Origin of the sequence: Sorangium sp. So ce302 (genome assembly GCF_051530145.1) — a bacterium.
Taxonomy (GTDB): Bacteria; Myxococcota_A; Polyangia; order Polyangiales; family Polyangiaceae; genus Sorangium; species Sorangium cellulosum_B.
Window position 1 is genome coordinate 2,346,015 of the sequence record NZ_CP150326.1, and the last position, 18,321, is coordinate 2,364,335.

At 73.2% G+C, this 18,321-nt stretch carries 10 protein-coding genes; 2 read left to right on the plus strand and 8 right to left on the minus strand.

Annotated elements, in window-relative coordinates; translation table 11 throughout:
- Positions 1–218 precede the first annotated feature (218 nt).
- The 8 genes from WME73_RS09115 to WME73_RS09150 form a co-directional block, all read right to left on the minus strand.
- Positions 219–1,316 carry a tetratricopeptide repeat protein gene (locus WME73_RS09115; protein WP_437915444.1) on the minus strand — a complete coding sequence of 366 codons (1,098 nt, stop codon included), beginning with the start codon at positions 1,314–1,316 and terminating at the stop codon, positions 219–221.
- Between the two features lie 70 nt (positions 1,317–1,386).
- A complete protein-coding gene (locus WME73_RS09120) occupies positions 1,387–2,265 on the minus strand; it encodes a hypothetical protein (RefSeq protein WP_437915445.1) in 879 nt (292 codons plus the stop codon).
- Between the two features lie 734 nt (positions 2,266–2,999).
- On the minus strand, positions 3,000–4,046 hold the full coding sequence (locus tag WME73_RS09125; RefSeq protein ID WP_437915446.1) for a PEGA domain-containing protein: 1,047 nt from the start codon (positions 4,044–4,046) through the stop codon (positions 3,000–3,002).
- 11 nt (positions 4,047–4,057) lie between these two features.
- Positions 4,058–5,824 carry a hypothetical protein gene (locus WME73_RS09130; RefSeq protein WP_437915448.1) on the minus strand — a complete coding sequence of 589 codons (1,767 nt, stop codon included), beginning with the start codon at positions 5,822–5,824 and terminating at the stop codon, positions 4,058–4,060.
- Positions 5,814–6,836 (minus strand): hypothetical protein, encoded by a 1,023-nt coding sequence (locus WME73_RS09135; RefSeq protein WP_437745090.1) that lies wholly within the window; start codon positions 6,834–6,836, stop codon positions 5,814–5,816. Before WME73_RS09135 ends, WME73_RS09130 begins: the two co-directional genes overlap by 11 nt.
- 284 nt (positions 6,837–7,120) lie before the next feature.
- A complete protein-coding gene (gene tsaD, locus WME73_RS09140) occupies positions 7,121–8,191 on the minus strand; it encodes a tRNA (adenosine(37)-N6)-threonylcarbamoyltransferase complex transferase subunit TsaD (protein WP_437745091.1) in 1,071 nt (356 codons plus the stop codon).
- A complete protein-coding gene (locus WME73_RS09145) occupies positions 8,179–8,769 on the minus strand; it encodes a hypothetical protein (RefSeq protein WP_437915449.1) in 591 nt (196 codons plus the stop codon). The genes tsaD and WME73_RS09145 overlap by 13 nt, the downstream gene beginning before the upstream one ends.
- Positions 8,766–13,037 (minus strand): tetratricopeptide repeat protein, encoded by a 4,272-nt coding sequence (locus WME73_RS09150; protein WP_437915450.1) that lies wholly within the window; start codon positions 13,035–13,037, stop codon positions 8,766–8,768. Before WME73_RS09150 ends, WME73_RS09145 begins: the two co-directional genes overlap by 4 nt.
- A 356-nt stretch (positions 13,038–13,393) precedes the next feature.
- On the opposite strand from WME73_RS09150, the gene WME73_RS09155 reads away from it, so the two are divergent.
- Positions 13,394–13,825 (plus strand): PD-(D/E)XK nuclease domain-containing protein, encoded by a 432-nt coding sequence (locus WME73_RS09155; protein ID WP_437747958.1) that lies wholly within the window; start codon positions 13,394–13,396, stop codon positions 13,823–13,825.
- A gap of 191 nt (positions 13,826–14,016) precedes the next feature.
- Positions 14,017–18,027: a protein kinase domain-containing protein gene (locus WME73_RS09160; protein WP_437915451.1), complete on the plus strand. Its 4,011-nt coding sequence runs from the start codon at positions 14,017–14,019 to the stop codon at positions 18,025–18,027.
- Positions 18,028–18,321: the final 294 nt, after the last annotated feature.

Below are 18,321 nucleotides of genomic sequence, written 5' to 3' on the forward strand. Positions count from 1 at the left end.
CCCTTCGCCCTCTCCTGGTACGCACTGCGGCGGCGGATCCGGCGGCCCTCCGGCTCCGACGTCCCCTTGGCAGGCAAAGATGTCCGCGCAGTCGGTGGCGAATGGGAGGAGGCATCCGGTCTCGCCGGCGGCCAGGGCCATCGTCGCTAGAAAGAGCACCGAGGCGACACGAGCGCGGCGACGCATAGTGCAAACTCCTCCTGTCCAGGAATGCGAGATCAGAGCTGTCCGGTGAGCGAGAGTCCGGCAACGCTCGGCCCCAGGAGCGGCGCTGCCCGCACGCCTGGCGCCACCTCAACAGGCTTCCTCGTCACGAGCCCATACACAAGCGTGCCAGCCCCGATCGCCCCGCCTGCCACGAAGCTCCAGAACGCCGCGTTGCTGAGATCAACCTTGGCATATACCGTATCCCTGAGGCCATTGCAGCCGGTCTGGTTCATGCCACGACAGGAAGATTCGCTGTACCCGTTGGCGAGCAACGCATCCTTCTTCTGCTCTGCCTCGCTCGCCCGCGCGTTGGCCATCACCGTGAGTACCGCGCCCGCCACGACGCCAGCGCCCGCCGCAATTCCGCCTCCGACGAGCGCTGTCGTCCGGACGTCATCGCGCGATGTTGTCAGTACCGAGGAGATCGATGGGGCAGCGCGCGCACTCGCGCTTGGGGATGGGATGCGTTCGGCTGCCGGCCGCTCAACGATTGGCAGCGCATCGATCGCGGCCTGATCGAGGGCGACGCGTTCTCTCGCTCCCTCGGTCAGGTGAACCGTCTTGGTCAAGGGACGGCGCCCGGGGGTGCGAACGACCAGGGTGTGATCGCCGGGATCGCGCTGCACGGGGGTAGCGAGCTGGATGGGGAGGGCATCGAGCGTCAACTCCAGCCCGGCAGGAACGGTTCCCGTGACGGTGATTTCCACGGTCGGGGTGCGTCCTTCCAGCTCGGCGAGCTCCTTCGTCGCGCTGGCTTTCGCCTCCGCGAAAGCAGACGGAGCGCCGGGCGCGAGCTTCTCGTCCACGACGAGCCGATACACATCGCGCGCCTCGAGGAAGCGGCCGAGCTTGACGTAGCAGCGCGCCACCATGAGAAGGAACGGGGACGCGTGCGCTTTCGTCTCGGCCTGACGAAACGCGAGGAGCGCCTCGGCGTATCGCTGCGCCTCGTAGTGGGCCCATCCCTGCTCCGCGAGCGCGACGGCGGCTGCCTTGCTCTGTGCCAGCGCAGGAGCGTCCTGCGCCGCCGCAGGCGACGTGCATAGGACGCCGAGGAGGAGCAGGCTGGCCGCTGCAGAACGGTGGTTCATCGCCGCACTCTTGCTCACGATTTGTCCTCAGGGAAAGAACGCGTGCGGGCAAGTACATGAGACCTGGCCACCGCGGGGCACGGTGGCGTCACGGGGAGGAGAAATCTAGCGTCGGCGCCTTGGCTCCGGGGGTGCCGTCGCCGCTGGTCCCGTCCCCCTCGCCGCCGAGGCCGGGCTCGCCGAGCTCGAAATGGAGGCCGTTCGTGTCCATGGGCGGCGGCGTGCCGCGAAAGGCGATGCCCATGGAGTGACCGCCGCGGCCGCCGCCGCCGCGGCCGCCCTGACCGCCGCTGCCGCCGTTGCCGCCGTCGCAGGCGTCGTTGAGGCCGGATGCGGAGCCGCCCGATAGCGCCTTGCCGCCCTGACCGCCGTTGCCGCCGTCGCCGCCGGGCTGTCCTGGAGCGCCGTCGCCGCCCTTGCCACCGCGGCCTGTCTTCAGGGTGACGTCGTGGAGCTGGAGGGTGGAGTCGAGGCTGATGAGCGCGATGCTGGCGCCGCCGGCGCCGCCCCCGAGACCGCCCTTGCCACCGCAGCCGCCCGCGCCGCCCGAGCCGCCGCTGGCGCCGCCAACTCCCTTGGCATTGGGGTCAGGGCAGGAACGCCCGGAGGAGCCGCTCTGGGGAACTCCGCGCGCGCCGCCACCGCCGCCGCCACCCTGCGCCGTGATCCCGGGCAGGCCGGGATCGCCGGCTTCGCCGGTGTAGCCACCTTGTGAGAGGGTACCAAGAGCCACGGCCCCGGCGCCTGGCTCGCCGGGCGTGCCCTCTGCGCCAACCTTGCCGGGGGCGCAGAGAGTTCCGTTTGACATCTGCCCGGCTCCGCCATTGGCCGAGGTATCCGGTGTGCCATTGTCGCCGGAGCCACCGCTGCTCGGCTGCCCTACTCCGCCGATGCCGCCGAGGGAGTCGCCAGCATCATCTTCGCAGTCGTTGAATTGCTCGGCACCGCCGACGGTCACAGCGGCCATGCACCCACTTTCACCTGGGTTCCCATCGCCACCGCGCGTCGCGCTGTTCGTGTCCTGGCGCTGATCGGCGCCGGGTGCAGCATCACTTGCCTCAATCGTGCAGCGCGCCAGCGAGACCGTGACACCATCGGCCATCGCCGCGATCGACGACGCACCGGACGTCAGAACGGATTCAGCAAGGACATGCACGTCCTCCATCCGAACTGATCCGCCCCCATGCATCGTGAGAGGGATGGTCCCAGCCTCGGCCGTCAGCGTCGTCCGCTTCTGATCGCCTATCCATCCCCAGCCATTCGCGCAGTCGAGTCCACCAAACAGCGTCACAGCTGCCTGGATCTCGACCTTCTCTTCGAACGTCTCGGCGCAGGCATATACGTTCTTCTTCGTGGCATCGGGGAGGGCGGTCGCGAGGGCGATGGCTCTCCCCAACGACTTCACCGGCGCGTCCGGCGTCCCGGCGTTCTCATCGTCTCCGTCGAGCCTCACGAAGATCCCACCACACAACGCGTCGGCCTCCCACCCTTCGCCCTCTCCTGGCACACAGTTCGGCGGCGGATCCGGCGGCCCTCCTGCTGTTCCGCTGGGGGCACTTTCCAGCGCCAGGATCTTTATCTCAGACTCGCTGTCGCATCGAGGCCCTATGGATCCCATGGCCATCGTCGCCAGGAGGATCACAGCAGCAAGATGGGCACGACGACGCATGGTTCGGCCTTCTCCCTTCGAAGTAGGTAAGCTCAAAAACTTCCGCTGAGCGAAACCCCGGCAGTGCCCGGTCCGAGGAGCGGCGCCACGCGTGCGCCCTGACCCGGTTTCGGAGGCTCGGCATTCATTGTTACCAGTCCGTAGACCAGCGTGCCGACCCCGACCGTGCCTCCCGCGACAAGGCTCCAGAACCCGATGTTGCTGAAGTGGATCTCGTCGAGCACCGCGTCCTTGAGCTCCCTGCACTTCGGGACGTCCCCGTCGGGGCATAGACGCTCGCCGTTCCAGCGACCGCTCAGCTCGTTCCTGACCTCTTCTGCGCGATCGGCTCGATTGCCGGAGAGCACCGCGAAGACGACGCCCGTCACGATGCCGGCGCCCGCCACGACCCCGCCTGCGACGAGCAACGGCGTCCGCAACTCATTGCGCGGCGCCACCGGCGCCGCCGGCTCCACCACGAAAGGACGCGCTCCCACGCCAGCGACCGGCGCGCGCTCCAGCTGCACCGTCACCGTCTCCGCACGGCCCGCTACCGCCGCGAGGGGACGCGTCGCAGGCGCGTATCCCTCGAGCTTCGCCCCGATCTCGTGCTCGCCCGGTGCCAAGAACACCCGATCCGCGAGCGGCGCCTTGCCCACGACCGCCCCGTCGACCGTCACCTCCGCCCCTGCCGGCGTCACCTGCACCGTCACGGATGCGACCTTCGCGAGCGCCTCCTTCAGCGACGCCTCGGCGTTCTGTCGCTCGTTCACCTTGGTGGCCGGCGCCTCGCGCAGATACCGCGTCAGGTACTCTGCCGCGTCGCGGTGCTTGCCCAGCTTGAGGCACGCGACCCCCAGATTCGACGCGATCTGGTAATGGGGCTTGATCGCCCACGCCGCGAGGAAGGACGCGTGCGCGTCGGCCCATTTCCCCGCCGCTGCCGCCTGTCTCCCCTCTTCGTAGAGCTGTCGCGCCTTGTCCGTCAGCGCGTCGGTCTCGCCGGCGGCGGCCGCGGTGGCCGGCTGCTGCGCGCCCGCCGCCTGCGTCATCAACGCCACCGCCACGCTCCAGCTCCACAGCAGCGGTTGCTTCCTCATCGTCGGAGTCATCAGAACTCAGGCTTCCCTTCGGGGAGAGGCGGGACGGCAGTGCTCGACGGCGGCACCTTACCCCCTCTGGGCTTCGCGTCCAAGCGCCCCGGCGCAGTCCCACCTACCTTGGTGTTCCTTGTCCGCCCCGATGGCTGCGCCTTCGGCAGCGGCTCACCCTGCTGCGGCTGCTCCTGCCCCGCCTGCGGCTTCGCCGTCGCCTCCGGCCGCGCCGTCGTGGCGGGCGAGCCTGTCGTCGCCGCCGTGCCGGCCTCGGCACTCAACCCCGGCGCCGCTGCGCTCCCCGAGGGCGGCGCCACGCCCGGCCCCGTTGCCTCCGGCGTCGCCGTCCCACCCCCGGGCGTCCCCTGCGATACCAGCACCGCGACCATGCCCGCCACGGCCACGAAGCCGAGCCCCGCGACGGCCCAGATCCACGTCCGCGACGACGCCGGCTTCTCCACGATGACCGGGATCTCGTCGCGCTCTTCCAAGCCGGCGGCCGGCATCGGCCCCGCCGGCGCGCTCCACGCCCCGCCGCTCGCCGCCCGCCCCGCAACGCCGCTCGCCGCCTGCGCCGGCACGGCATTCCCCGCCGCCGCCTGGCCCATCCGCACGGGCCCCGTGCCTCCGGCCTCGACCCCCGCCGCCAGCGCCGCGCTCCCCAGCAGCTTCTCCGAATCGATGACCAGCGTCCCCTTCGGCCCAACCTGCTGCGACGCCGGCCCCGCCGGCCCCGCCACGCCCTTTTGCGACGGCGGCATCGACCCCGGCACCCGCCGCTCCTGCAGCGCCACCCCCGGCATCGCGCCCGCCACGCCCACCGGCCCCGTGCCGCCCTGCTGCGCCGCGAACCGCTCGCGCCATCCGCCGCCGAACTGCGGCTTCTCCTCCACCTCGGCCAGCGGCCGCGCCCCGAACATCCCGCGCGCGATCTCCCCCTCGTCCTCCGAGACCTCCTCGATCCGGATCAGCACCCCGTGCCGGTCCTCCATCGTGACGTCCCGCTCCCGCACGAACCGCACCGATACCCCGCCCGGGATATCCGCCTCCCGCCCGCTCGTGATCGACGTCCACTTGATGTTCGACCGGTACAACACCGTCGCGATCTTCGCCGCCGCGAGCGCGATCGACCCGAAGGGCTCATCCGGCTTGTGGACGATCACCACCCGCTTCGGCTGCGCCCCCTCGTCGGCCACCCAGTCCCACGTCGCGCCGCTCCGCCGGAGATACGGCAGATCGCCGAACTCCTCGACATACCGCTCCAGCACGTGCGCCACCCGCTCCGGCGCCTCCCGCACCGCACTCACGTACTCGCGGTAGAACATGCCCGCCGACGAGTTCAGCTCCGTCGCGTTCATCACGTGCCGGTAAAACGTCGCCGACGCCTCCAGCAGCGTCGCATACCCGAGGTCCCGATCCACCGCGACGATCCCGTGCGCGAACGGCGGGTTCCCCCGCCCGGCATGGTCGACCGCCCCGCCGATCCGGAAACCGAAGATGAGCCCCACCGCCCCGTGGCCAGGCTCGTGCTGCGTGTCATCCCTCGACAGATTGCCAATCGCGAACGCGTGCGTCGCCCCCGTCGCAGGCTCGATGTACTTCATCAGCCGCGCCAGGTGGCTGAACTGCGTCGTCGTGAGGGGCCCTTGCGGCACCTCCGGGCAGTACATGAAGTCGATCTGGTGCCCCGGGATGTTCCCGTGCAGCACGTGATACCACGCCGCGTCCGCCGGCGCGCGGTACCGCGGGATCACATACCCCGAAGCGCCCTCGCTACCGTACATTGGGCCTGACCTGCTGCGGCACCGGCGGGGCAGGGAGCGCCGCGGTCCGCGACAACGCCGAATGCCCGCTGATGTCCTGCTTCATCCGCTGCAGGAGCTGCGGATCATACGCGTTCTTCGGGAGGATCTTCTCCACGAAGTGCGAGAACAGGTGATGCGTGCTGTGCCCGTAGCTCGCCGACCCGACGAGCACGCGAATGTCGATGTTGTTCTTGTACCGCTCCAGGCTGTCGATGAGCGTCTTGTAATACCCGCGCGCCTCCCGCTCCACCTCGGCCGGCGTACCGGACAGAACATCGGACTTGTTGATGAAGAGCACAACCGCCTTGCACGAGGCCAGCGTCTTCGGGCTGAAGAAGAACTGCAGCGACTGCGGCTGAAACTCCCGGAGCTGCTCCTGGATCCGCGACGGCTCGACCTTCTGCCCGTCCTTGCCCGCCAGATCCACGACCATCAAGAGCCCATGGACCTCCTCCATGATGAGCTCCTGCTGCGCGTCCACGATGTGCTCGCCGCCCCAGTCGCCGACCTCGAACACGTGCTCCGTCAACACCTCTTTCGTGAGAACGTGGCTGACGGTCCGCTCGTAACGCTCGATCTTCGTCCCCTGCAGCGTGCCCAGATCCACGAGAGGATTCGCCCACTTGAGCGTGAGCGACGTCTTGCCGGTCCACTTGATGCCGAGCGTCAGGATCTTGTACCGCTTCTGCGTGATCTTCGGCCGGCTCTCGAGCTCGCTCTTGTACCAGTCGATCTCCTTCTGCTGGGCGTCGAGCCAATCGACCTTCTGGCGATCGTCGCTCCTCGCGATCTCGAGCGCCTGCTGGATCTGCCCATACTGCGCCCGCAGCTGATCCAGCTGGCCCTTCGCCTGCCGGAGCGCCTCGATGTGCTGGTTCGCGTCCTGAAGCTTCCGCTTCAGCTGCGTGGCCTGCATCAACAGGAACACGGCGCCTGCGCCGCACGCCACCGCAATCAACCCGAGCACTATCGGTAGAACAACCTGCTGCATGGCTTACAATCCTCGCGCCCCGCCGGGCGGGCTATCCCGCCCTGTCCTGTCCCGCGCGGCCGGAAGAACGGCAAGCGCGGACCGGCCTGAATCCTGAGAACGCATCAGACCACGGCTCGCCGCAGCGTACAAGTCCGAGGTAATCCCCAGCACGAGCCATCACTTCACTGTCCGCCACTGTCCGCCACCGTCCGCCACCGGACGCCATGTCCCCACAGATACAGGATCCGCGTCCTCCGCGTCCTCCGCGCCCTCGCGCCGCTCCCGCTACCGGCCTGTCCCGATCACCTCGCGCCACCACCCTTGCGGGTCACCCGCGGCAGCGCCGTCCTCGTCTCCGGCGCGAGATCCAGCGTGTCCCGCTCCCCGGCCGCGAGCCGCAGCGCGCCCGCATACGCGATCATCGCCCCGTTGTCCGTGCAGCTCGCGAGCGGCGGCACGAACAGCGCGAGGCCCCGCCGCTCGCACGCCGCGGCCATCTTCGCGCGGAGCCCCTGGTTCGCCGCGACCCCACCGCCGAGGACCACCCGCCCGATCCCCTCGGCCCGCGCGGCCCGCACGGTCTTCTGCACGAGCGCGTCGACCACGGCCCCCTGGAACGCCGCGCACAGGTCGCGGAGCGCCTGCCCCTCCGGCCGCCCCCGCTTCGCCACATGCCGCGCGACCGAGCTCTTGATGCCGGAGAAGCTGAACTCCAGCGACTCCTTGCGCGCCATCAGCGCCGGCACCGCGTCCGCCGCGGCCGCCGCGTCGCCCCCGGCCGCGAGCCGATCGACCACCGGCCCGCCCGGATAGCCGAGGCCGAGCAGCTTCGCCACCTTGTCGAACGCCTCGCCCGCCGCGTCGTCGCGCGTCGCGCCGAGCTCCCGGATCGCGCCGATCGCCGGGCCATCCACCCGGTAGATGGCCGTGTGCCCGCCCGAGGCGAGCAGCGCCACGTACGGGAACGACGGCCGCTCGCGCTCGTCGGAGAGCGGCGCGCCGCCCCGCCGCAGGAACACCGCGAGCAGGTGCCCCACGAGGTGATCGACGCCCACGAGCGGCTTGCCCGCGGCCCACGCGAGCCCCTTCGCGGCCTGCAGGCCGACGAGCAGCGCCCCGGCGAGCCCCGGCCGCGACGTCACCGCGACGCCGTCGAGATCCGCCGCCGAGACGCCCGCGCGCGAGAGCGCCTCGCGCACCACCGGGACCACCGCGCGCGCGTGGTCGCGCGCCGCGACCTCGGGCACGACGCCCCCGTAAGGCGCGTGCAGCGCCACCTGGCTGCGCACGACGTCGGAGAGGACGTCGCCTCCCTCGGTGACCACCGCCGCCGCCGTCTCATCACACGATGTCTCGATCCCTAGAACCCGCATGTCCCTGCCCGCCGCGTCAGCCTGAAATTGCCAAACACCTGCCGCTGCCCCGCCGCCTCTGCCTCGCCCGGCGCGAGCGGCGCCCGGCCAGGCCGGAGCAGGCGGACCTCGACCGACGCGTCCGTGCGCAGCGACAGCACCGCGAGCAGCGGCTCCGCCTCCGGCTCCGACGCGTCGACCGCGTAGATCGCGTTGCGCTCCCGGCCCTCCCCGAACTCCAGCCGCGACAGCGGGTCGTGGGCGAGCGCGCCGATCGGCCGCAGCGGCGCGCCGTCGAGGAGGCGCCGCTCGGACGTGGCCCCGTCGGGCGCCTCGTAGGTCCACAGCGCGCCAGGCGGCTCTGGCCCGTCGAGCGCGTCCGCGTCGAGCGTGAGCCGCATCTGCACCCGCGGGCTCAGGCCGGCGCGGAACGCGCCGCCCAGCGTGATCGCGCCGCAGTACGCCTCCCCGTCGGCCGTCGAGAACCGGCTCAGGTCGTCGCAGCCGGCCGCCCCGCCGGCGCTCATCGCGCCGGCGAGGGCGAGCGGCGCGAGCCGCAGCGCGCGGCGCCGCGGTCCGGGCGGAGCGGCGCGGCTCAAGGCGCGGCGCTCCGCATCAGCTCGGCCGCGGTCTGGCGGACGCGCGGCTCGGGATCGCTCGCCGCGAGCTGCCGGAGCACCGGCGCCGCCGCCGCGCGGTCCGCGGAGGCGAGGGCGCGGGCCGCCGCCTCGCGCACCAGGGCGTACGCGTCGGCGCGGGCCGCCTCGCCGAGCGTCTCGGCCACCTGACTGGGCCTGCCGCCGCCCGCGCCCCCGCCCGGCGCGCCGAGCCGACCCAGCGCCTCCGCCGCGCGCACGCGCAGCGGCCAGCTCGACGAGGTCCGCAGGAGCTCCGAGACGGCCGCGATCGCCGGTCCGTGCCGGACCGCGCCGAGCGCCGCGAGCGCCGCGCGCCGCACGCTCTCCTCGGGATCGCCGAGCGCGTCGACCACCGCGGCCTGCGCCTCCGGCTCGGGCCGGGTCGCGAGCAGCTCGACCGCGCGCGTGCGCACCTCGATCGCCGGGTGCCGCACGAGCGCCACGAACCCGCTCACGACCGCCGCCGCGATCCCCTCGACGGCGGCCTCCACCTGCCGCCTCGGCTCCGGGGCGAGCGCCGCGCGCCCGTCCGTGAACGGCGCGAGCCCGAGCGCCGCGACGCCCCCGCCGGCGCCGCGATCGCCGCCTGCCCCGCCCGACACGGCCGCGCCGCGCGACAGGATCGCGTCCGCGACGACCAGGGCCCGCTCGGGCGACGTCGCGACCGCGGCGACCGCGGCCTTCTGCAGCGCCGGGCCGAGCGCCACGAGCGCGGCCGCGCGATCCTCCGGGCCGGGCGGATCGGGGTCGAGCCCCGCGAGCACGCCCTTCACCGTCAGCGCGCCGTCCGGCACCGGCAGCGGCTCGCGCGTGCGCGGGTACGCGCGCCGCGTGAGCGCGACCGCCGCCGACACCGCGGCGGCGCGCAGCCCCTCGTCCGACGAGAACGCGCCGGCCGCGATCGCCTGGGCGGCCCCGCCCGCGGCGACCGCCTCGGCCTCGCCGGCGCCGCTTCCCCCGGGTCCCGCGCTGCCGCCGCCGCCGAGCCGCGCGAGCGTGAGCAGCGCCGCGCGGCGGAGCTCCGGCTCGCTCGAGTCGGCGAGCGACATGAACAGCGCGGGCCCCTCGCCGCCGCCCGCGAGCTCGCCCAGCGCGCGGACCGCGGCGGCGCGCGGCACGGAGCCGGCCTCGGGCGCCCTCGCGACCGCGGACAGCGCCGCGGCGTGCTTCCGGTCGTGCGTCAGCCCGAGGCCGACCGCCGCGAGCGCCCGCACCTCCGGCGCCGGCGACGACAGGAGCCGCGCGAGCAGCGCCACCGCCTTGGCCGCCGGCCGCCCGCCGCCCGCCGCGAGCCGCGCCACGCCCCACGTCGCGGCGACCGCGACCGCGTCGTTCGGCAGCACGCTCGCCGCCGCGTCGCGCGGCGCGAGCATCTGCTCGTAGCGCTCCAGCATGGCCGGATCGCGCAGCGCGCCGCACGCGATCATCGCGCGGGCGCGCAGGCCCTTGTCTGCCTGGCCGACCGCGAAGTTGTAGAGCGCCGGCCCGGCGCCCTTGTTCTCGACGTAGGCCAGCACCTCGATCGCGACCTTCTGCTGCGACTCCTTCTCGTCCGCGAGCGCGTCGAGCAGCGGCTTCACGGCGCGGGCGCCGATCTTCGCGAGCTCCGCGCGCGCCGCCGCGCTCGCCGCGCGGCCCTCGCCGCGGACCTTCTGCATCAGCGGGAAGGTCATCGCGCCGTAGAGCTCCACGAGCAGCCGCCGGTAGAGCGGCTTCTGCGGGTTGCCGACCGCGACCGGCAGGAGCTCGCGCTCGAGCACCTCGAGCGAGCCCCTGCCGAGGTTCACCTGCATCGACATCCGCGCCGCGCGCGCGACGAGCTCCTCGTCGTTCGACGCCCTCACCACCCGGCGGAAGAGCCGGTCGGCCTCGTCGGCCTGCCCCGCGGTGAGCAGCAGCTCGGCGAGGTCGAAGTACACCGCGAACAGCCGGTCGTTCTTCGCGAGCGCCTGCCGGTACTCGGCGATCGCGCGCGGGAAGTCCTGCCGCCGGCGGTACATGTCGCCGAGCTTCTGGTGGCCGCTCGCGTCCTCGGGCGACAGCTCGACGGCCCGCGCGGCGTACCGGATCGCGTCGTCGTCGCGGTACAGCTCCGCGGCGTACTGCGCCATGCGCTGGTAGAACTCGCGGGCCCGCTTCGGGTTCACCTCGACGAGCTTGCCCAGCACGTCGATCGCGCCGAGGAGGTTCTGCTGGAGCACGAGCACGCGCTCCAGCGCGAGGAGCGAGTCCTCGTCGCCCGGCGCGGCCTGGACCAGCCTCCGGAGCGTGGCCTCGGCGTCGGGAAGCCTGTGCAGCTTGCGCTGCACCTCCGCGAGCAGCCGCCCCGCCTCCAGGTCGGGCGGGGTCGCGTTGAAGCGCGCGGCGAGCGGCGCGACGCGGCTCGGCAGCTCGTGGGTGAGCGACCAGAGGCTGACGATGTGGGTGCGCGCCTCGCGCGCGAGCAGCTTGTCGTTGCCCGCCCCGGCGAGCAGCTGCTCCCAGAGCTCGCGCGCCTCCGTGTAGCGCGGCCCCGCGTTGCCGAGCGCGCTCGCGGTGCGCTCCAGCGCGATCGCGAGCGCCTTCTTGTAGCGGCTGTTCGCGGGCTCGAGCTGCACCGCCTCCCGGAGCGCGGCGAGCGCCTCCGCCACCATGTCGTGGTCGAGGTACACCTCGCCGAGCGTGGCCGCGGCGCGCGCCCGGCTCGGCACGACCTGCTTGATGCGCGCCCACGTCTCCAGCGCCTTCTTCTTGTCTCCGGCCTGGAAGTACCGGTCGCCCAGGTCGACGAGGTGGCTCGGATCGCCGCCCGCGGCCCCGGCGAGCCGCTGGAGCACCTTGAGGGCCCGGTCCTTCTCCTCCACCCGCTCGTAGAAGTCGGCGACGGCCGCGAGCGTCTCGGCCTCGTCCGCGACGCGCCCCTCGAGCTGGGTGAGCAGCGCGAGCGCCTTGGGCCGGTCGCCCCGCTGGATGAGCGTCTCGCACAGCTCGAAGACGAAGTCTGCGTTGCCCGGGGCCGCCTTGATCAGGAGCTCGTACTCGCGGATCGCGGCGTCGAGCTCGCCGGCGGTCTGGAGCAGGTGGACGAGCCGGAGCCGCGTGTCGATGTGCTTGCCGTCGAGCGCGAGCGCCCTCCTGTAGATCCCGATCGCCTTGTCGACGTCGCCGGTCTCCTCGTACAGGGCGCCCAGCGTCGCGAGCCGCTGGAAGTCCTGCCCCTTCTCGGCCTCGAGGATCGCGATGAGCTCCGCGAGCTTGCCCTCGGCGCGGAACGCGTCGGTCATGATGAGCAGGATCTCGGCCCGCACCCCGGCGGCGCTGCCGGCGATGGCGAGCGCCCGCTTCAGCACGGCGAGCGCCTCGTCCATCTTCTTCTGCTTGGCGAGCGCCTGCCCGAGATCGCGCAGCGCCGGCGCGAGCGCCCGGTTGTCGCCGGCCGCGGCCTTCACGAGCTCGCGGAACTCGGCCTCGGCGCGCGCGTGGTGCCCGCGCGCCGAGAGCTCGCGCCCGAGCTCGGCCTTCACGAAGAGCGAGCCCTGCGCGTTCTTCACGAGCGCGTCGTGCTGCGCCTTGGCCGCCTCGAAGTCGGAGAGGTCGAGGCAGAGCGCGAGCAGCGTGCGCCGGGTCTGCTCGACGTCCGCGGGGACCTTGAGCAGCGGCAGCGCCTTCTCGTAGTGCGCGCGCGCGCGGGCCTTGTCGCCGCGATCCGCCTCGAGCTGGGCGAGCGCCATCATCGCCGCCGGGTCCCCGGGCCGGTCCGCGATGGCGGCCTCGTAGGTCTTGATGGCGTCGTCGTAGCGCCCGTCCTGCTTGTAGACGCCGGCGAGCACGACCTTCGAGGCCCAGGCGTCGGCCCCCGGCTGCGCGGCGCGGCGCTCGAACTCCTCGACGAGCTTCTTCAGGTTCCCGTCGCGCTCGCGGTAGAGCTGGGCGAGGCGCTGGAGGGGGAAGGGCGCGCTCGGCTGGCTCATGACGATGGCCGTGTAGCGCGCGATCAGCGCGTCGCTCGACGGGCCGCCCCGCTTCCCGTCGCCGGTCTCGGCCGGCTCCGGCTTCGCCTGCGGCGGCTTCGCGGGCTGCGGCCGCGCGGCGGGGCCAGGCTTGCTGCCGCCGGGCTTCGGGGCCTTCGGCCTGGGCCGCTTGCCGCGGCCGGACGGATCGAAATCCGCGGCCTCGGCGTGCGGGATCGCGAGCGTCGCGGCCGCGGGGATCAGGACCGCGAGGCAGCCGGCCAGAACGTGGGATCGCACCTGGGTAGGGTAGACCGACGGTGCGCGGCGGGCCACGCGGAGCAGCGGCGGCGCCGGGAACGGGCGCGATCGGGGCGGCGCGGATGCGGGACATGCGAGGCCGCTGAGCTCAGCAGACGACTTTCCAATTCCGGCCGGGCCCTTGACGCGCCGGGGGCGGCCGGGGACAGTCCCCCGCGCGCCCTGGTGGCGTCGACCCCATCACGTCGAGCGATGGCCCCTGCGCGCGGCGAGTCGCCATGCCCTTCGTCCCAGCCCGCGGCCAGTCCGATTGTCGCGAGCTCCGCCGCGCGGGCGCAGGACAGGATATGTCGACAAGACGCCCTTCATAGGCCAGCTCCCTGCTCGTCACGGTGATGTCCTATCAGGACCCCGCCGGCCGGGAGCCGGAGAAGCTCTATCACGGCTTCATCCTTGGCCTCCTCGTGCAGCTCGAGGGCGATTACGACGTTCGCTCGAACCGCGAGTCCGGCCTCGGCCGCGCGGGCATGCTCGTGCGGCCGCGCGCGCCGGGCCGTCCAGGCGCCGTGCTGGAGCTCAAGGTGCCACAGCGAGGCGAGACCCCGGAGCAGGCGCTCCTCGCCGCGGCGCGGCAAGTCTGCAATCGCCGTTACGCGGTCGAGCTGGTCGCCGCCGGCGCCGCCCCCGTGCATGAGCTGGTCGCGGTCTTCGACGGAAAGCGCGCCTGGGTGAGGCTCGTCGATGAGGTACTCGGCGCCAAGGACGGACACGCGCCGGGCCAATCGACTCGGGCAGACGTGGAGTACATCGTTGTTCGTATGTGGTGAGGCGCACAACCTCGGATCCGCCCTCGCCGCGAGCTCACCGGCTGCGGTCCCTGACGTTGCCTTGCTTACAGCACAATTTGCTGACGGAGAGCGCTGCAGTTCTGGATATCCTCGGTCGCTGCGATGAGCTCGTCCGAAGCACCCCACAGGCGAGCGCTGCGGCTCTCTGAGTCGTCTCGGGGGTACCGCTGATGCGCGCTGGTGACATCGTCGCCGACCGCTTCGAGATCGAAGGGCACGCGACCTCCGGCGGCATGGCGCAGATCTTCCGCGCCCGCGATCGGCTCACGGGCGAGCCGGTCGCGCTGAAGATCCTCCAGCGCACGGGCCCGCAGGAGTCGCACCGCTTCCGCCGGGAGGCTCACGCGCTCGCCGCGCTCCGCCACCCGGGGGTCGTCGGGTACGTCGCCCACGGCACGACCGAGGGCGGCGAGCTCTACCTCGCCATGCAGTGGCTCTCCGGCGAGACGCTCGCCGAGCGCTTGCTCCGCGAGCCGCTCACCGTCCCCGAGAGCCGCTCGCTGGGCGTGCGCGTCGCCTCCACGCTCGGCGCCCTCCACCGGCTCGGCGTCGTCCACCGCGACCTCAAGCCGAGCAACCTCCTGCTCGTCGGCGGCTCCGTCGACGAGGTCACCCTCCTCGACTTCGGCGTCGTGCGCGTCGCGGACGCAGGCCAGGAGCTCACCATGCCCGGCGTGATGCTCGGCACCCCCGGCTACATGGCCCCCGAGCAGGCGCGCGGCGAGGTCGCCATCGACGCCCGCGCCGACGTCTTCGCCCTCGGCTGCATCCTCTACCGCTGCCTCACCGGCCGGCCCCCGTTCGTCGGCAACGACGGCCTCTCGGTGCTCGTGAAGGTCCTCCTCGAGGATCCGCCGCGGCTCCGGGAGCTCCGCGGCGAGGTCCCGGCCGCGCTCGACGACCTCGTGACGCGCATGCTCGCCAAGGCCCCGCGCGACCGCCCCCGCGACGGCGCGGCCGTGGCCGCCGAGCTCGGGTCGCTCGGCGATCTCGCGCCAGCCTCGCGGCGCGGCCTCCCCCTGCCCATCGGCGGCCCGACGCCCGAGCTGACGACCGGCGAGCGCCGGATGATCTGCCTCCTCCTCGCCCGCGACGGCGCGCTCGACAGCGACGCTACCCGGTCCGAGGGCGAGGACGCGCTCCGCGTGCGCGCGCTCAGCGCCCTGGCCGAGCGCCACCAGGGCCGCCTCGAGATCATCGAGGCGCGCTCTCCCGTCGTGGTGCTGTCCGGCCTCGTCGCGCCGACCGACCTCGCCGCCCGGGGGGCGCGGTGCGCGCTCGCGATGCAGGTGCTGCTCGGCGGCGCGCCCGTCGCGCTCGTCTCGGGGCGCGCCGAGATCACCGCCCGATCTCCCATCGGCAAGCTCATCGATCAGGCCGCCGCGCTGCTCGCCGGCGACGAGGCGCGGCTCGGCGTGGTCCGCATCGACGAGGTCACGGCCGGCCTGCTCGGCGCGCGGTTCGATCTCGGGTCGGATCACGCGGGCCATCTCCTGCGCGGCGAGTGCGACGACCTCGAGGCGGTGCCGCGCCTCCTCGGCAAGCCGACGCCGTGCGTGGGCCGTGACCGCGAGCTGTCGCTCCTGGAGGCGACGTTCGTCCAGTGCATCGAGGAGCAGACCCCGTCCGCGGTGCTGGTGACGGCCCCCGCCGGCATGGGCAAGTCGCGCTTGCGCGTCGAGCTGCTCCGGCGCCTCCGAGCGCGGGACGAGCCCATGGCGGTCTGGATCGCGCGCGGCGACCCCATGAGCGCCGGCTCTGCCTTCGGCCTCCTGGCGCAGGTGCTCCGCCGCGCGCTCGGCGTCGCCGACGGCGCGCCGGCCGCGGCGGTGCAGCGCAAGATCCGCGAGCGCGTCGGTCGTCACGGCGAGCGCGGCGCCCACGTCGCGCCCTTCCTCGGCGAGCTCGTGGGGACGCCCTTCCCGGACGAGGCCAGCGAGGCGCTCAGGGCAGCGCGGCGGAGCTCCGTGCTCATGGGCGATCAGCTGCACCTCGCGTGGGAGGAGTTCCTGCGCGCCGAGTGCGCGGCGCAGCCGGTGCTGCTCGTCCTCGAGGACATGCACTGGGGCGACCTGCCCACGGTCGGCATGATCAACAGCGCCCTCCGCAACCTGCGCGACGCGCCTCTCATGGTGCTGGCGCTCGGCCGGCCCGAGGTGCGCGAGATGTTCCCGAAGCTGTGGGCCGGCCGCGGCGTCCAGGAGATCGAGCTCACGGGGCTCTCGCGCCGCGCCAGCGAGCGGCTCGCGCGCCAGGCGCTCGGCGGCGCCCTCACGGAGGAGATCATCGGCACGCTGATCGAGCGGGCCGACGGCAACGCCTTCTTCCTGGAAGAGCAGATCCGCGCTGCCGCCGAGGGGCGAGGGGCCGCGCTGCCGGAGACGGTGCTGGCGATGGTGCAGGCGCGGCTCGAGGCGCTCGATCCCGAGGCGCGGCGTGTCCTCCGGGCGGCGAGCGTCTTCGGCCAGAGCTTCCGGCCCGCCGGCGTCGCCGCGCTGCTCGGCGGCGCCGACGCCGAGGTGGCGGTCCGGCTCGCCGAGCTCGTCGAACGCGAGGTGATCGCCCCGAGGCGGCCGCCTGGCCGGGGCGGCGCGCCTGGTGAAAGCCTCTCCTCCACGTCGTCCGCGCGCGGCAGGCCCGGGGACGGGCCCGAGCGCGAGGCCTCGCCGGCGCGCCGTGCCGGGGCGCCCGAGCCTGGCCCTCCGATCGAGGCGGGCGCGGACGACGCCGAGCACAGCTTCCGGCACGGCCTTGTGCGGGAGGCGGCGTACGGGGCGCTGACGGAGTACGACCGGCGGCTCGGCCACCGGCTGGCGGGCGAGTGGCTCGAAGGGGAGGGGAAGGGCGACGCGGCGGAGCTCGCGGAGCACTTCGAGCGCGGCGCCCAGCCGGGGCGCGCGGCCGCGTGGTACCGGCGCGCGGCGGAGCAGGCGCTGCGCGGCAACGATCTCCTCGCCGCGATCCGCCATGCCGAGCGCGGCCTCGCGTGCGGCGCGACCGGAGCAGAGGCGGGCGGGCTGCTCCTCGTCGACGCGGAGGCTCGCGTGTGGCGTGGCGATTTCGCCGTGGCCGAGCAGCGCGCGCTCGACGCCGTCGCGCTGTTCGAGCTCGGCTCGTCGTCCTGGTACTCCGCCGTGACCTGGGTGGTCACGGCGGCTGGCAAGCAGGGGGCCTTCGATCGCGTGGAGTCCTGGGTGGCGACGGCGCGGGGCGCGTCGCCCCGCGAGCGCGCGCTGACCGGGAGGGACGTCTGCCTCGTCGAGGGGGCCAACTGGCTCGCCTTCGGCGGCCGCTACGCGGTGGCGGACGGGATCATCGAGGCCCTCGAGCGCAGCGGGGAGGAGGAGCGGCCGCTCGACGTCGAGGTGCTCGCCAGGCTCTACGAGGCGCGCGCCATCCGCACCATGACCTCCGGCGATCTCGGCGCCTGCCTCGACGGCATCGAGGCGGCGCTCGCGGTGTTCGAGCGGAGCGGCGATCGCCGCAACGCGTGCTCGCTGCGGGTGAACCTGGGCGCCATCACCATGGAGCTCGGGGACTACGAGGGGGCCGAGGCCGCGCTGCGCGCCGCGCTCCGCGCGGCGGAGCAGATGGAGCTCACGGATCTGGCCGCGGTCGCCCGCACCAACCTGGGCAACGTGATGAGCGCCCGCGGCAATCTCGACGAGGCCCGGCGGGTCCAGGCCGAGGCGATCGCGACGTTCCAGCGGCTGGGCGATCCGAGGGCCGAGGGGATCGCCCGCGCCTACCTGGGGAAGGCGGCGCTGCTCGGCGGCGATCTCGGCACCGCCGAGGCCGAGGCCCGCGCGGCCGCGGAGCTCCTGCGGAGCGCGCCGCCGATGCGCGCGGCGGCGTGGGCCCTCTCCGCGCGGGTCCTGCTCCGGAAGGGCTGCGCCGAGGAGGCGCTCGCCCTCTCCGGCGACGCGCTCTCCCTCCTGGAGTCGCTCGGCGCGGTCGAGGAGGGCGAGTCGCTGATCCGGCTCGTGCGGGCCGAGGCGCTCTTCGCGAGCGGCCGGCAGGCCGAGGGGCTCGACGCGATCGCGCGGGCGCGCCGCAGCGTGATGTCCCGTGCCGGGCAGATCTCGAATCCTCGCTACCGGGATCAGTTTCTGTCTGCGCTCGACAACGGCGAGACGCTCGCGCTCGCGGCGCGCTGGCTCGGCGACAGCGACGGTCCATGAACTCGCGCCTCGTCACACGTGGGACTCCCTGCTCGCGGCTCTTCCAGGAGCCGTGTGCTGCCCACGAGCGCGCCTGAACGACCGTTTCCTCGCCGTTCTCACGACGTCACCGCAGGCGCGGAATTTTAGGGTTCCTCCGGAAAATTCGTTGAGGAAATTCCTGATGCGTGTTTCATTTGTGAGGAGGGGGCTATGCAATACCGTTTCAAATTCGCAATCTCGTTGCTGGGTCTATCGTGCGTTCTCCCGGCCTGTATCGGCGAGGCTGACCCCCTGGAGGCAGCCGGCGGCACG

Excerpts from the sequence above, each read along its gene's own strand:
- WME73_RS09120 (WP_437915445.1), bottom strand. The coding sequence starts at position 2,265 with ATGGCCGCTGTGACCGTCGGCGGTGCCGAGCAATTCAACGACTGCGAA.
- WME73_RS09125 (WP_437915446.1), bottom strand. The coding sequence starts at position 4,046 with ATGAGGAAGCAACCGCTGCTGTGGAGCTGGAGCGTGGCGGTGGCGTTG.
- WME73_RS09130 (WP_437915448.1), bottom strand. The coding sequence starts at position 5,824 with ATGTACGGTAGCGAGGGCGCTTCGGGGTATGTGATCCCGCGGTACCGC.
- WME73_RS09135 (WP_437745090.1), bottom strand. The coding sequence starts at position 6,836 with ATGCAGCAGGTTGTTCTACCGATAGTGCTCGGGTTGATTGCGGTGGCG.
- tsaD (WP_437745091.1), bottom strand. The coding sequence starts at position 8,191 with ATGCGGGTTCTAGGGATCGAGACATCGTGTGATGAGACGGCGGCGGCG.
- WME73_RS09155 (WP_437747958.1), top strand. The coding sequence starts at position 13,394 with ATGTCCTATCAGGACCCCGCCGGCCGGGAGCCGGAGAAGCTCTATCAC.
- WME73_RS09160 (WP_437915451.1), top strand. The coding sequence starts at position 14,017 with ATGCGCGCTGGTGACATCGTCGCCGACCGCTTCGAGATCGAAGGGCAC.